Raw genomic sequence first — 15,691 nt, forward strand, 5'->3', positions numbered from 1 at the left:
GAAACTTTTCGAAAAGAAAAGATACCAACTTAATTAAAAGCTTTCTAACTCTAGTAATTTACTTCTTTGTGTTCATGCTTTGAGTAAATCGGTCAATAATAATTGCTAAAATTACGATAGATAAACCAGCAACGAATCCAGGTCCAACTTGAGACCGTTGTAATGCGGAAACAACTTCTCGACCTAGTCCAGGCGCACCAATCATGGATGCGATAACTACCATTGATAAAGCAAGCATTACTGTTTGATTAATACCAGCCATGATGGTGGTTTTCGCCATTGGTAGTTCTACTTTAAATAGTTTTTGAGTAGGAGTACTTCCGAATGCATCAGAAGCTTCTACCAATTCATTTGGAACTTGGCGAATACCTAAATTCGTAAGCCTTACTGTTGGTGGTATCGCAAAAATAAGTGATGCGAATACACCTGGTACCATACCAATTCCAAAAAACGCTACAGCAGGAATTAAGTATACAAACGCTGGCATTGTCTGCATAAAGTCAAGAACGGGTTTCATAATTGCTTCTGCTGTTTTACTCTTCGACATTAAAATACCTAATGGTACACCGATTGCTATAGATAGTAAACTACCAATTAAAACTAAGACAAATGTTTCAATTAATCGATCCCATAAACCTTGGTTGTAAATTAACCAAAGTCCAACTAGAGAAAATGCTGCAAGACCTAATTTTTTCCCGGTTATAAAAAAGGCAAGTATTGCAACAAATAGAATAACAACCATTGGTGGTATAAATTCGATAGCGTCAATACTAAAATCCATGAACATCCCAAGATACGTACGGATTGGTTGAAATATAAATGAGAATGTATCTGTTATCCAACGGATGAACCAACTCATTGCTTCGGCAATCTGTATTCTAGGAATAAAACCTAATTGAATATTAAACATCTAATTTCACCTCGCCATCTCGAGCAAGAGCACCAATAACAGCACCACGAACGATAACGCCTACCAGTTTATTATTATCAATAACGGCAACTGGTACAGGAGAATTATAAATGATGTTAAATATATCATGCATCGGTGTATCTTTTTCGACTTTAGGTATGTTGTTTTGCATTATTTCATTAAGATTTTTAATATCATTTTTTCGTGCCTCGGATGCATCATCAGCGGTAATATAACCTTTTAATACACGGTTACTATCTACCACGAAAATACTGGATAAGCCTTCTTTCTGCATTCTTTCCAGTGCAACACGTGGACCGTGTTTCTCGATATTAACTGTTTCCGGTCGTTTCATAATGTGTTGAGCTGTTAGGACCTTCGAGCGATCTACGTCTTCTACGAATCTTTCAACATATTCGTTTGCAGGATTTACCAAAATATCCTCTGGAGTACCAATTTGAACAATAGATCCATCCTTCATTAATGCAATACGATCACCAATTCTTAGTGCTTCATCTAAATCATGTGTAATAAAGATGATTGTCTTCTTCATTGTCGTCTGCAAATCTAGTAATTCATCCTGCATATCTTTACGAATAAGAGGATCGAGTGCAGAGAAAGCTTCATCCATTAATAAAACCTCAGGATCATTTGCTAATGCTCTCGCTAATCCAACACGTTGTTGCATACCACCAGATAATTGATCAGGATATTGATCTTCATATCCTTTTAAACCAACTAGATTTAATGATGTTAATGCTTTTTCTGTACGTTCCTCTTTCTCCATGTCTTGTACCTCTAGACCATATTCTACGTTCTGTAAAATAGTACGGAATGGAAAAAGTCCGAATTTTTGAAATACCATACTCATTTTCTTTCTACGGACTTCTCTCAGTTGAATAGGGTTCATTTGAGATAAGTCTTCACCATCAATCCAAATGTTCCCGGATGTTGGTTCTATCAGTCTATTTAATAATCTTACGAGAGTGGATTTACCACTACCGGACAACCCCATAATGACGAAGATCTCGCCGTCTTCTACTTCAAAAGATGCTCTATTAACCCCAACCGTCATTCCAGTTTCTTTTAAAATTTCGTCCTTTGATTTTTTCTCTTCTAACATTTGTATCGCTATTTTTGGGCGTTTGCCAAATACTTTAGTTAAATTTTCAACTTTAATACTTGCCATTTAGTACACCTGCCTCTCTAAATAATACAGCTGTGTATAAACTAAATTTAATGATAATAAGCTGTTTCTAGAAGTAACGTAATCTATTGGTTTTTTTGTCGAATGAAAGCATTTATTTTGTAGTCTACCGATAAAGGTATTTTGTAAATAATAAAACATTGATTTGAGGTATGTTGTTGCAACAGCACTTGTTCGACTTATTAACTATATCCTTTTTATCAATTATGATCAAACTGTATATATCTGATAAATTGTATATAAAGTTTGTTCAGTAAAAACTGTACAAAGTTACCTGCGATAATACTATTAAATACTTCGTTTTACGTAAGATTAGGCATACATCCATTACTTTTCAATTAGAAGTTACATTGCTACTATTAATAATAGCGAGGATTGTTTAGGAGGTTTGCGATGCGTAGCGAAAGTAAGAAGGATATGGATAAACTTGAAGAAGCACGCAATCGGTTTATTTCAGAAATAGCTAAGAATATTCACCTTTACAATATAACTCCATCTGCTGGACGTCTCTATGGAACAGTGTTTTTCTCAAAAGAACCAATGACATTAGATGAGATGAGTAAAGAGATGGGAATGAGCAAAACAAGTATGAGTACAGGTATCCGGTCATTGCTTGAGGCAAATATGGTCGAACGTGTTTGGGAAAGAGGTATCAGAAAAGATCTTTATAAAGTGGAAGATGATTGGTATAAATCCTTTTCGAACGTGTTTATTAATCGCTGGCGAAACGCTACAGAGCTAAATATGGATGCCATACAGGAAACAAAAGAAATGTTACACAATCTAATTGAACAAACAGAAGATGAAGATGTAAAAGAGTTAGCAGAGCATGATTTAGAAAAACTTGTTTATGCGGAAAACTACTATAACTGGTTAACCGATGTAATAGCGTTGTTTGAAACAGGAGAAATATTTGATATTGTTCCCAAGAATACAGAGAAACATGAATAGTTTTTCAAGCCACTACAGGAATGTTTACGTGTTTACTTGTGAGGTGTAAAACGTCAAATCACAGACGAATTCCCACGCTAAATCACACAACTTTCACAACTAGATTCGCAGTTTAATTCGCATATTACAATGGCACGAAGGTCCTTCGTGCCATTGTTTTAATATTTGCTTATTTCACTAAATGAGATTTTCTTGGGAATTTATTAGATAAACTTAGCATATCGCCAAGTCCATGTATTCCTATCCTTACCAGTGAAATAAAATAAGCGGAGAATTTCCGTTTAAAATCAAAATTCACCTAATTTCGTGGAAAATAAGTGGAGTTTTTCCGCCTATGCAAAGGAAATTCCCCTTTTTTTAATAGATTTGAGTCAATAAGCGGAATTTCTCCGTTTATTCATACTATTTTCCGTGCTATTTATTAAATAAGGGAAAATTCTCCGTTTATTTATTCCATTGAGCATGTCTCCTCATTTCTTTCATTACATTGCTTGAAAAATTTTATATATCCTTTCATTTGCTTTAATATAAATATCCAAGTCCTTCCCTTTCACATTAGAATTCACTTGGAAATTCACATCGAAATCACAATAAGGATATATTTATTTCCACCTATGTGAATAGGCCTGTTAATTACTTTGTGATTTCACATATATTTATCAATAAAAAACTGATAGAAAAAGCAAAATCACATGTAATTTTGCTTGCGAATGGCTTGTTTGCACCTCTGAAGTAAACCCGTTACAGGGGTGTATAGTGGCTTTTTTCTGTTATAATTAGCTTACATACAATCGAAAAAGGATGAGTAATGTGAGAAATAAAAATATAAAGCTAGCATTATATCTACTAATTCTTGGTTTTATAGGCGCTTCCCTGTTTTGGTTCTTGCTCCTTATAAAATAATGAGATGAAGAAGTGACATACGTTGATGAGGAATTGGAAAAGAACAAAGTCATCTTTTTAATTTCCTTGAAAATGTTTGGCACTTTTTTTAAGGAAGTTACATTCTACTGTAACGAAACTAGTAAAAGATCGACAAATACTTTAGAGAAGGAGGGAAGAGCGTGAGAGAGGAATTTGATCGTCTATACGATACCTACCACAACACACTTTTCCAGTATTTATATTACATGGTTCGAAATCGTGAAGTGGCAGAGGAACTTGTTCAAGAGGTTTATATTAAAGTCCTTCACTCCTATCAATCCTTTGAAGGGAAAAGTAGTGAGAAAACGTGGCTCTATTCTGTGGCGAAACATGTTGGGATTGATTATATTCGTAGTCAAAGCCGAAAGAAAAGAAAGTGGGAAGGGCAAAAGTTTGAATGGAGCGAAAAAGAGTTTGAGATTCCTGATCATGCTCTTTTGCCGGAAGAAGTTCTTGTACAAAAAGATGAGCTCCAACAAATATATAACGTATTAAAACAGTGTTCAGAGGATCAGCAGCAAGTAATTATTCTTAGATATATTCAAGCACTAAGCATTACTGAAACCGCCGATGTTTTAGGTTGGACGGAAAGTAAAGTGAAAACAACACAACACCGTGCCATCAAAGCACTTAAACAACACCTGAACTATATAGACAGTTACCAGGTAAAGGAGGTTGGCGAATGACACGTTGGGATGACAAAAAGGTGGAGGACCATTTGCAACAACTTCCACCAATTAAGGATAGGCAATCAAAAGAAGAATTATTCCAAGCGATTCAGAAAAAGATGGCTGATCGAGGGGATCTAGACTCTAAGCCCATCAAGATAAAAAGAAGAAAAACATGGGTTTATCCTGCGATAGCATCTGTTGCTGCTTTATTCTTAATAGTTTTGCTTCTACCATCCATGTTAAATGGAGGAGGTCAACAACATTTAACAGGAGAAGATAACAATGGCGTAGATGAAGTAAATGGAAATATGGGGATAATGACGGAAAACGATGATCAAAATAATATGAATATAGCTGGAAGCAATGAGACAGATGAAGATCAAGCAGGAATGGCCGGGATAACTGGTATTCCAGATGAAGAGGCGTTTATATCTTTACCTGTGCCACATTTATTTCATGTAAATAAATTAACGGAAACAGGCACTGGAATCTTTCCGATAGCCACCATCATTAGTAAGCAATTTGATCCAGCTGCAATTGAAAAAGCTAGTTTGGAAGAAACTCTTTATTACACTTTAACGTCAGGGGAAGTTATTTGGGCATCTTTCCCATTAGAAGAAGTCATTCAATCTGTTGAAGTAAATGAAGAAGAAACTATCGTGACCTTAGATTTTGTTAACGAGAGAAGTATTGAGAGACTCGCTTCATCAGAATCTGACTATCTATGGCAAGCGTTTGAACAGTTTTTTGGATTCTATGGATTTGAAACATTACAATTTACAGCTAACGGCGATCCTGGGGTATATTGGGGGCAAAGTGGCATTCTCGAAACAGAGTGGTCGCTTCCTAATGAAAATAGAGGATACTATCGTTTCCGTGATGAGGATGGAGCACAGTATTTAGTAAGAGCTACTGTGGCAGAAGAGCCAATCGAAGAGAACGGGGATTTACTTTCGTTTTCTGAAACGATAGAAAAGATGAGAGTTGTAAGTGAAGGCGCGTGGTATGAATCCGTTATACCAGTAAGTGTTGTAATCGAAGATGTAGTTGTTCAAGGGGAGCATGCATTCGTTACGTTAACAGATGATAGCGAGTTTTCTGATGTAGAAGAGTATCATTTGTTTATAGAAGCTCTCTTATTAACAGCATCTGATTTTTCTATAGATTACTTAACAATAGAAGGTGGGCAGTCTGACAGCATCCGAGAAACCATATATACAGAAATGATGGATGTAATCGATGTACCAACTATTTATTAAATATGTAGGTGTCTCCTTGGTATAGTAACCAAAGGAGGCACTTTTTTTATACATGAGATGCTTGAAATCCCGAATGGGTGCGAGGAAGAAAGCAACGGGAATTGAAGAGTTTGAATTCTGTCACCTCAACCCCAAAGATTTTGCTATATACCTTATATAATTTGATTAACCATGAAAGAATTGGATATAGTAATGTTAGTATTTTTTGTACTTTAAGTTTACCTACGCTAAAGGGCTAAAGTGTAAGAAAACTAAGACTTTCGCCAATAAGAACATGGCGGTAACCCAATTTTTTCTAAAAAGGGTGTTACGAATGGATACAATAACACATACAGTATTTGGATTAGCATTATACGGAGCAGTAGATAAGCGGAATTTTTCAAAACAAGAAAAAAGAGCTCTTCTCTTTACTGCAATTGTTGGAAGTCAAATCCCAGATATTGATGTAGTCTCTCAATTTTGGGATACAGAAGGTCAATATCAAATGTGGCACCGTGGTTTAACTCATTCCATCTTCGTGGCACCGGTTTTTGCTGCCCTTATTTATTTCGTTAGTAAATGGATTTGGAAAGTGAAGAGTCCTTTCTATTATTGGATAGGGTTATTAGCTGTATTTATACATAGCACATCGGATTTATTTAATGCTTGGGGAACTGGATATTTGGAACCATTTTCCTCAGTTCGGATAACATTTGGCACGATCCCAATTGTTGATCTCGTTATTTGGACGATATTACTTGCCAGTTTTATTATAAGTAGACGGAGCAAACGATATCCGAAGCACGTGGTTTTCAAATTGGCGTGGGCACTTATCGTTCTACATATTGTCATTCAGACTACACAAGGCTATCTAATATATAATGATTACAGCGATCGGTATGAACAGGTTGCCTTATCTGCAGGGTTCATTCCAACACAGTATTCTGTTATTACAAAGGAAGATGATGTTGTCTCTATTTACAATGCATCATTATGGAGACAAGATGACTTACAATATACGATAGAAAGTCAGGTAAATGCAGATTTATCTACTTTGTTTGAGTATCGACCAGAAGCAGAGACCTTATATGAGTGGTCACCTTTTGTTGTAATTGTGGAGGACGATGAAAGAATTGGTATTTACGATCCCCGTTTTTACAGAAATGGACAATCTTTCTTATTTGAATACATTAAGTGGGAAGAATTAGAGGAAATCAGTTAGTAATTGGTATGATTCGTCGAGGATTGTTTCCCGGGAAATGAGATTTTGTTGAAAAATAATGTTTTATTAGTTAAATAAATCTAGGCTTTTATTTTGAAGAGTGAGCGGAAAACTGTATCACAGATTCCTATGGGGAATTGTAAAACAAAAGGAAATAAAGAGGGTGTATCTAACCAAAGCATGCGTCAGATACACCCTCAAACTTTATAAATAGTTGGATGTCTTCAAATGAAACTTCTTCATTCTGTACTGCAAACTCTGTCGACTAATTCCTAATGATTTCGCTGATGTTGTAATATTGCCGTTATAATGAGATAAAACCTCCTCTAAATACTTCTTTTCCACATTCTCCATGACGTTTTGTAGTGGTTGGTGAATGTTGTCTTCTACTGCTATTGAATCTACATGTATTGTTGGTTCACCATAAGAAGGGAATTTCGTTCTAACATGAGTTGGTAGGTGCGAATACTCTATTTTTTCGTCAAAATGTATTAAATTCATAGCTCCTTCAATCATATGTTCTAACTCTCTTATGTTTCCTGGCCAATCGTAGTGGAAAAATAAGTCCATTACTTCCTCGCTGATAGTTGGAACTTGTAACTGGAACAATTGATTGTATTTAGATATAAAATGCTCAATAAGATAAGGAATATCATCTTTCCTTTCCCGTAACGGTGGAACCACTATGGAAACTACACTTAATCGATAGTAAAGATCCTCTCGAAGTTCATTTTTTGAAATAGCTTTTAGAGGATCCTCATTCAAAGTAGCGATTATCCGAACATCAATTGGTCGGTCTTTTGAATCCCCAATTCTCCTAATTGTTTTTTCTTGTATCGCCCGTAATAATTTCGCTTGAAGTGGAGCGCTAAGGGAGTTTATCTCATCGAGCATTAACGTGCCTCCATTTGCTTGTTCAAATAAGCCGATATTATCTGTTGCTCCAGTAAATGCTCCCTTTACGGTACCAAATAAAATGCTTTCTATTAATGTTTCCGGAAGTGCGGCACAATTTTGACTAATAAAAGGTTTTGCAGAACGAGAACTTCCGTTGTGAATACTTTGAGCAAAAAGTTCTTTCCCAGTACCAGTTTCTCCATAAATTAAAACGGAGGAAATTGTTCTAGTAGCCCTTTGTGCATTTTCTTTCACTTCAAGAAGTGGTGTACTATTTCCTATAATATGCTCAAAGGTATATCGAGCTTTTTCACGAGTAGTTTCTCTTGTAAGGCGTTCCAATTTTGTGATATCTTTTGCGATCTCCACTGCACCAATAATGCTTCCATCATGGGTCAGTGGAAAGGTATCATTAATTGTTGTGATTTCTTGTCCTTTAAAATTAAAGTATGTTTGTCTTTCATTTTTTCTTGTTTTTCCACTTCGTAAAGCTTGAAGTAGACGACTTTCCTCTTCATTAGTAAAAAGGAATATTTCCATAATATTTTTGTGTATTACGTCTGATTTCTCCATGTCTTCCATTTCAGACATTTTCTTGTTATAGATTACAGACTTGCCTTCTTGATTTACTACGTGAATCCCCACATCTATTGAATCTAATAATTGATTATAAATGGTATGTAATTGAGGTAATGTAATAAATTGCTTCATTGAAACCTCTCCCTTAATAGATACTGTAAGAAAGTAATACGTGTTGTATGCGGTTACAAATGTGAAAAGGCTATCTATTTATGAAAATATACTGTTATTTTATCATAGGTGCAAAAGATTTTTGCGGATTAGCTGCAAAATATTTTTTCATGTGCAAAAATATTTTGCTTAGTTGAGTATTGAAACTAGTGTAGGAAAAGGTTTCGGTTTTTGGCATGAATCTTGCAACTATAAATAATGTAAATAAATATATTATTTAAGTTTATAAAAGGAGATGATCAGTCCATGGTAGTACCATACAAACACGAACCATTTACTGACTTTACGGTAGAGGAGAATCGTAAAGAATTTGAAACGGCATTAAAATTAGTCCAAGGTGAACTTGGTAAAGAATATCCTCTTATCATTGGTGGAGAAAAGATTATGACAGAAGACAAAATTGTCTCTGAAAACCCAGCTAATAAGTCAGAGATTGTCGGTTATGTATCAAAGGCTGATCAGGAACTTGCAGAAAAAGCTATGCAAGCAGCTGATAAGGCATTTCAAACTTGGAAAAAGTGGGATCCATCAGCACGAGCTAACATTCTTTTCAGAGCAGCAGCTATGATCCGTGCTCGTAAGCATGAATTCTCTGCTTATTTAGTATATGAAGCAGGTAAGCCGTGGAGAGAAGCGGATGCTGACACAGCGGAAGCTATCGACTTCTTAGAATACTACGCTCGTCAAATGATTCGTTTAAAAGACGGTATAGAAATTAACTCCCGTGAAATTGAACATAATTCATTTTCTTATATTCCTTTAGGCATTGGTATAACTATATCCCCATGGAACTTTGCCTTTGCTATTATGGCTGGAACTGTTATTGCACCAGTCGTTGCAGGAAATACAGTTTTACTTAAGCCAGCTAGTACGACACCAGTCGTTGCATATAAATATATGGAAGTATTAATGGATGCAGGTCTTCCGGATGGGGTAGTGAACTATGTTCCAGGAAGTGGTTCGGTTGTAGGTGATTATCTAGTTGATCATCCGAAAACTCGTTTTATTAATTTCACAGGTTCAAAGGAAGTAGGTCTTCGAATCTATGAAAGAGCTGCGAAAGTACATGAAGGTCAAATTTGGCTTAAGCGTGTTGTTGCAGAAATGGGCGGGAAAGATACAATCGTTGTTGATAACGATGCAGACTTAGAGCTTGCTGCAGATGCAATCACTCAATCCGCATTTGGTTTCTCAGGACAAAAGTGTTCAGCTTGTTCTCGCGCTGTCATTCATGAGGATGTGTATGATGAAGTTCTTGAAAAAGTAGTAGCTCGTACAAAAGAATTAACTGTTGGACCTACGTACAATGATAACTCTAATTTTATGGGGCCAGTGAATGACCAAGCGGCATTCGATAAAGTCTTAAGTTATGTAGAAATTGGTAAAGAAGAAGGACGTCTAATGACTGGTGGAGAAGGGGATTCTTCTCAAGGATATTTCGTTCAGCCTACAGTATTTGCTGACGTTGACCCTAATGCACGTTTAATGCAGCAAGAAATCTTTGGACCTGTTGTTGCCTTTTCAAAAGCAAAAGACTTCAATCATGCTCTAGAGATTGCAAACAACACAGAGTATGGATTAACAGGAGCAGTTATTTCGAAGAACCGTGCACATTTAGAACAGGCCCGTGAAGAATTCCATGTAGGAAATCTTTACTTTAACCGTGGATGTACAGCGGCAATTGTTGGGTATCAACCTTTTGGTGGATTTAATATGTCTGGTACAGATTCAAAAGCAGGTGGTCCAGATTATTTACTTCACTTCCTACAAGCGAAAACCGTAAGTGATATGTTTAAGCCTTCTATATAAGTCACTTTAATCTAGCGATGAGATTTAACTACGTGTATTAATAAGCTAAAATCCGCCACATTCTTTCTCATAAGGTGGGGCGGGTTTTAGCCAATATCAATACAATGATAGAAAGGGGATTTCACATGAGCGGTACAAAGGAAATAATCAGTCAAACAGAAAAATATGGTGCAAAGAATTATCATCCCCTACCTATTGTTATATCAAAGGCAGAAGGAGTTTGGGTGGAGGACCCTGAAGGCAATCGATACATTGATATGTTAAGCGCATATTCAGCGGTAAATCAAGGTCATCGTCATCCGAAAATAATTCAGGCACTTAAAGATCAAGCTGATCGAATTACGCTGACTTCTCGAGCTTTTCATAATGACCAACTAGGTGGGTTTTATGAAAGCGTTTCAAAATTAACTGGTAAAAATATGGTTCTTCCTATGAATACAGGTGCAGAAGCAGTGGAGACTGCAGTAAAAGCCGTAAGACGATGGGCGTATCGTGTAAAAGGTGTGCCAAAAGATCAGGCAGAAATTATTGTTTGTGAAGACAATTTTCATGGTCGGACTATGACTGCTGTTTCCTTATCTTCTAATGATGATTATAAAAATGATTTTGGTCCAATGTTACCTGGGATTAAGGTGATTCCGTTTGGCGATTTACATGCCTTAAAATCTGCAATTACCCCAAACACAGCTGCATTTCTTTTTGAACCCATTCAAGGAGAAGCGGGAATTAATATTCCTCCTACAGGATTTTTACAGGCTGCTTATGATGTATGTAAAGAAAATAACGTTCTATATGTTGCCGACGAAATTCAAGCAGGACTCGCACGCACTGGAAAATTATTTGCTTGTGATTGGGAAGATGTGACTCCAGATATGTTTATTCTCGGAAAAGCACTTGGTGGGGGTGTCATGCCAATATCGGTTGTTGCTGCAAATGATGATATTTTAGGTGTATTTGAACCTGGTTCACACGGATCTACATTTGGAGGAAACCCCCTTGCTTGTGCTGTATCAGTTGCAGCCCTTGCAGTCATTGAAGAAGAAGGGTTAGTTGAACGCTCTCGCTCTTTAGGAGATTATTTTATGAGCGAATTAAAGAGCATTAAAAACGATAAGATTAAAGAAGTTCGAGGGAGGGGCTTATTCATAGGTGTAGAAATGCGTGAACCAGCTCGCTCTTATTGTGAAAAGTTGAAACAGGAAGGGTTACTATGCAAAGAGACACATGAGAATGTGATTAGGTTTGCACCACCACTAGTTATATCAAAAGAAGACTTAGACTGGGCAATTGCAAAAGTGAAAAAAGTATTATCGAACTAAATGGTGGAATCCTCAAGAAAATATCCTAGTACTAGAAGACATCTCGCCAAAAGAGGAGACCTCGTGATAAACGAGTCTTCTCCTTTTTAACATAATGACCAAAAGAATAGCTATTACGGGGAAAAATAGGACGAAGGAGTGAAGAAGATGATAACAAGAAATTTTTTCCTGTTCTTATCTAATAATAAATTTATGAAAAGTAAGGCGATGAAGTGGGGTCCGAAGTTTGGAGCGAAGCATGTTATTGCTGGTGAAACAATGAAAGAAGCAATGGAAACGGTTCAAAAATTAAATGAAGACGGTCTTCTATGTACTGTGGACCATCTTGGGGAGTTCGTATATACCAAAGAAGAAGCAACTCAGGCTGCGGATCATTGTATTCGTGCATTAGAGGCAATTGCTAATACAGGAGTAAATTGTAATCTTTCAGTAAAATTAACATCTTTAGGACTAGATGTAGATAGAAATCTCTGCCGTGATAATATGGTTCGAATTTTAACAAAAGCGAAGGAATGTAATAATTTTGTTCGCATTGATATGGAAGATTACTCTCATTTAGATGCAACGCTAGATTTATTGAATGAATTAATGCAATCTTTCGATAATGTGGGAACGGCTATCCAATCCTATTTACATCGTGCAGAAGCGGATCTCAGAAGGTTAAAAGGTGTGAATTTACGCTTAATTAAGGGAGCATATAAAGAGTCTCCTGAGGTAGCTTTTCAAAAGCAAGAGGAAGTAGACGGAAATTATTTAAATATTATTAAAGTGCATTTATTGAATGGCAGCTATGCGGCAGTTGCAACACATGATCATCGGGTTATTGAAGAGGTTAAGAAATTTGCAAAAGAAAATGGAATTACAAAGGATCAATTCGAGTTTCAAATGCTGTATGGTTTTAGAACAGAGCTTCAGAAAGAGATTGCAGAGCAAGGGTATAAAATGCGTATCTATGTACCGTTCGGAGAAGATTGGTACGGCTTTTATATGAGACGACTAGCAGAACGCCCTCAAAATATTCGATTTGCATTACAAGGGTTGTTTTCAAAATAACCTAGATTCATATAATAAAGGGGGATCATCATGAAAAAGAAAATATCATTAATTGGAGTACCCATGGACCTTGGTCAAACACGTCGTGGTGTAGACATGGGACCAAGTGCCATGAGATATGCTGGACTTGTTCAACGACTAGAAAAATTAGGATACGAAGTAGAAGATCGTGGGGATATTGAAATAGGACGTCCTCCTAAGTTTGATATAAAAAATGAATCAAATTTGAAAGATTTAGAGGAAGTAGTAAAAGCTAATCAACTTTTAGCTGATAAGGTTTCTATTGTTATAAATGAAGGACACTTTCCTCTAGTATTGGGTGGAGATCATAGTATTGCTATAGGTTCATTAGCGGGAGTCGCAAACAAATATACTAATCTTGGTGTCATTTGGTATGATGCCCACGGTGATTTAAACACAGGTGAATCCTCTCCTTCTGGGAATATTCATGGAATGCCACTTGCTGTAAGCTTAGGAATAGGGCATCCTAGTTTGACGAAAATAGGTGGCTATGCTCCAAAAATAAAACCAGAAAATATTGTTCTTATCGGGGCTCGTTCCTTAGATGAAGGGGAAAAAGAGCTTATCCGAGAAATGGGAATAAAAGTGTACACAATGCATGAAATTGATCGATTAGGAATGACTAATGTGATGGAAGAAGCGATAGCTCATGTTAGTAAAAATACCGATGGAATCCATCTAAGCCTTGATTTAGATGCATTAGATCCACACGATGCTCCAGGAGTAGGTACACCAGTTATAGGAGGTACGACATATCGAGAAACACATTTGGCTATGGAGATGCTGGCAGAAAGAAAAATTATTACCTCTGCTGAATTTGTGGAAGTCAATCCTATTTTAGATATGAAAAATCAGACCGCAGAAGCTGCTGTTGGTTTGGTTGGCTCGTTATTTGGGGAAAAGTTATTATAATGAATAAAGTGGCTAGGTCATAATGAAAAGTGGAGAATGAGGAGACGAACGGTGTGTAAGCTTAGCGGAGGAAATATACGAAGACTTCGGCGGGATCAAAAGGCAAGGGTGAACCCCAGGAGTGCTTTAGCACTCGACGGCTCACCAGCCGCCCGCGAAAGCGGAGTATATTTCCGTAGCGAATACTATTTACAAGTATCATTTTGATCGGATTCCTTAGTACCGAAAACACTTTTGACCCAGCCAATTTGCCATTTAAATTAAGTAATGAATTAAGCTAGTTGCAATTCCAAAATAGATCAATAAAGAGAAAATGTCATTAAGGGTTGTAATAAGTGGCCCAGAAGCAACAGCAGGGTCAATTCCTATACGGTATAAAATCAATGGAATAATTGTTCCAGCCATTGTACCGATGATTAACGTTGCTAGTAAGGATACACCAACTACCATTCCTAACATGATATCTTGCCAAAACGTTGCAACTAAGAAAACAAGGAAACCACATACAAGACCAATAATAATACCTACCTTAAACTCACGCCAAACCAATTTAATTATTGTCCTTTTTTCTAGTGTGTTTGTTACTAAGCCTCTAACTACAACCGCAAGTGATTGTGTACCGGTATTCCCGGTCATACCAGCGATCATCGGCATAAAGAATATAAGGGCGACAACTTGGTCCAATGTTGCTTCGAATCCGTCTAGAATACTACCAGATATTAATCCAATGAAAAGTAGTAATACTAACCATGGTAGTCGCCTGAAAGAGGCTGTTGATGCCTTTGTATTAAAATCAATGGATTTACCTGTTGCAGAAAGTTTTTCAATATCTTCATTTGCCTCTTCAATGAAAACATCGATAATATCGTCTACTGTAACAATTCCTTTCAATATATCTTTTTCGTCTATTACAGGAACAGCTAAGAAATCGTAACGTTGAATTAACTGTGCTACTTCTTCTTGGTCCATATCAATTGGAACGGAAATGACACGGTGGAACATAATATCTCTAATTTTTTCATTTAAATCCGCTAATAGAAGATCTCGATAAGAAACTACTCCAACTAGCTTTTTATTTTCATCAATAACGTATAAATAGTAAATGTTTCTCGTTAATTCAGCAAAGCTCTTGAATTTATCTACAGCTTCCCGGACTGTATAATAATCCCGGATCCAGACAAATTCGTTTGTCATTATACCACCAGCAGTTTCAGGAGGATAGCTCATAAGCTGCTGAACGGATTTTGATTCGTCTTTATGCATTGCGGAAAAATATTCTTCTAGTTTTTCCTCAGAAATTTCACTAAGCATGTCTGCTAAATCGTCATTATCCATGATATCCATGACTTTTGAAGACTTCTCAATACCAAGTTTTTGTAAAACCTGCATCTGCAATTCTTGGTCAAGTTCCATCATTAAGTCTGCTATTTGCTTTGAATATAAATAGGACAAAAATTTAAAATGATGTTTTTCCGGTAGGTCGCGATAGAGTTCTGCTAGGTCATATGGATGAAGTTCATCCATGACATTTTGGAAGGAGTCTCTTTTGCCTTCTCGTAAGTATTTAATGGTTAAAACGGTAAGTTGATCGCTATTCATAGACATACCTCCAACGTACACTTTTTTCCTTATGTATCATTATTCTATGTTTCCCTAGTATATGTTAACACCCTATTAACATTATGGTAAGAGGGGAAATGGTAATGGACATATTATACTTTAATTATTTTAATTATGATTGTCTATCCTGAAAATACGTGTATCAGACTAACTAGTGATACTAACTTTGTTGGTTAATATTCCATTC

Annotated in this window: 12 protein-coding genes; 8 read left to right on the forward strand and 4 right to left on the reverse strand. The window is 36.5% G+C overall.

Features of this window, described 5'->3' with window-relative positions; genetic code table 11:
* Positions 1–58 precede the first annotated feature (58 nt).
* Together ACERII_RS04865 and ACERII_RS04870 are read right to left on the reverse strand one after the other, a co-directional pair.
* Positions 59–910: an ABC transporter permease gene (locus tag ACERII_RS04865; protein WP_373640480.1), complete on the reverse strand. Its 852-nt coding sequence runs from the start codon at positions 908–910 to the stop codon at positions 59–61.
* Entirely contained in the window at positions 903–2,099 is a 1,197-nt protein-coding gene (locus tag ACERII_RS04870; protein ID WP_373640481.1) for a quaternary amine ABC transporter ATP-binding protein, read from the reverse strand. Before ACERII_RS04870 ends, ACERII_RS04865 begins: the two co-directional genes overlap by 8 nt.
* Positions 2,100–2,510: 411 nt before the next feature.
* On the opposite strand from ACERII_RS04870, the gene ACERII_RS04875 reads away from it, so the two are divergent.
* From ACERII_RS04875 to ACERII_RS04890, 4 genes are all read left to right on the forward strand, one after another.
* The gene (locus ACERII_RS04875; RefSeq protein WP_373640483.1) at positions 2,511–3,068 is read left to right on the forward strand and encodes a GbsR/MarR family transcriptional regulator; all 558 of its coding nucleotides are present in this window, start codon (positions 2,511–2,513) and stop codon (positions 3,066–3,068) included.
* A gap of 1,064 nt (positions 3,069–4,132) precedes the next feature.
* Positions 4,133–4,678 (forward strand): RNA polymerase sigma factor SigX, encoded by a 546-nt coding sequence (gene sigX / locus ACERII_RS04880; RefSeq protein ID WP_373640484.1) that lies wholly within the window; start codon positions 4,133–4,135, stop codon positions 4,676–4,678.
* Entirely contained in the window at positions 4,675–5,922 is a 1,248-nt protein-coding gene (locus ACERII_RS04885) for a hypothetical protein (RefSeq protein WP_373640486.1), read from the forward strand. The genes sigX and ACERII_RS04885 overlap by 4 nt, the downstream gene beginning before the upstream one ends.
* A 313-nt stretch (positions 5,923–6,235) precedes the next feature.
* Positions 6,236–7,123 carry a metal-dependent hydrolase gene (locus ACERII_RS04890; protein WP_373640488.1) on the forward strand — a complete coding sequence of 296 codons (888 nt, stop codon included), beginning with the start codon at positions 6,236–6,238 and terminating at the stop codon, positions 7,121–7,123.
* A gap of 204 nt (positions 7,124–7,327) precedes the next feature.
* On the opposite strand, the gene ACERII_RS04895 is transcribed toward ACERII_RS04890, so the two are convergent.
* Entirely contained in the window at positions 7,328–8,731 is a 1,404-nt protein-coding gene (locus tag ACERII_RS04895) for a sigma-54 interaction domain-containing protein (RefSeq protein ID WP_373640489.1), read from the reverse strand.
* A gap of 285 nt (positions 8,732–9,016) precedes the next feature.
* On the opposite strand from ACERII_RS04895, the gene pruA reads away from it, so the two are divergent.
* The 4 genes from pruA (at position 9,017) to rocF (ending at position 13,884) form a co-directional block, all read left to right on the forward strand.
* Entirely contained in the window at positions 9,017–10,579 is a 1,563-nt protein-coding gene (gene pruA, locus ACERII_RS04900) for an L-glutamate gamma-semialdehyde dehydrogenase (RefSeq protein WP_373640491.1), read from the forward strand.
* A 125-nt stretch (positions 10,580–10,704) separates the two neighbouring features.
* Positions 10,705–11,898 (forward strand): ornithine--oxo-acid transaminase, encoded by a 1,194-nt coding sequence (locus ACERII_RS04905; protein WP_373640493.1) that lies wholly within the window; start codon positions 10,705–10,707, stop codon positions 11,896–11,898.
* A 147-nt stretch (positions 11,899–12,045) separates the two neighbouring features.
* Entirely contained in the window at positions 12,046–12,951 is a 906-nt protein-coding gene (locus ACERII_RS04910; RefSeq protein ID WP_373640495.1) for a proline dehydrogenase family protein, read from the forward strand.
* Between the two features lie 30 nt (positions 12,952–12,981).
* The gene (gene rocF / locus ACERII_RS04915; RefSeq protein WP_373640496.1) at positions 12,982–13,884 is read left to right on the forward strand and encodes an arginase; all 903 of its coding nucleotides are present in this window, start codon (positions 12,982–12,984) and stop codon (positions 13,882–13,884) included.
* 255 nt (positions 13,885–14,139) lie between these two features.
* Here rocF and mgtE read toward each other — a convergent pair whose 3' ends face one another.
* Positions 14,140–15,489 carry a magnesium transporter gene (mgtE, locus tag ACERII_RS04920; RefSeq protein WP_373640497.1) on the reverse strand — a complete coding sequence of 450 codons (1,350 nt, stop codon included), beginning with the start codon at positions 15,487–15,489 and terminating at the stop codon, positions 14,140–14,142.
* Positions 15,490–15,691: the final 202 nt, after the last annotated feature.

The organism is Evansella sp. AB-rgal1 (assembly GCF_041820985.1).
Lineage (GTDB): Bacteria > Bacillota > Bacilli > Bacillales > Salisediminibacteriaceae > Evansella.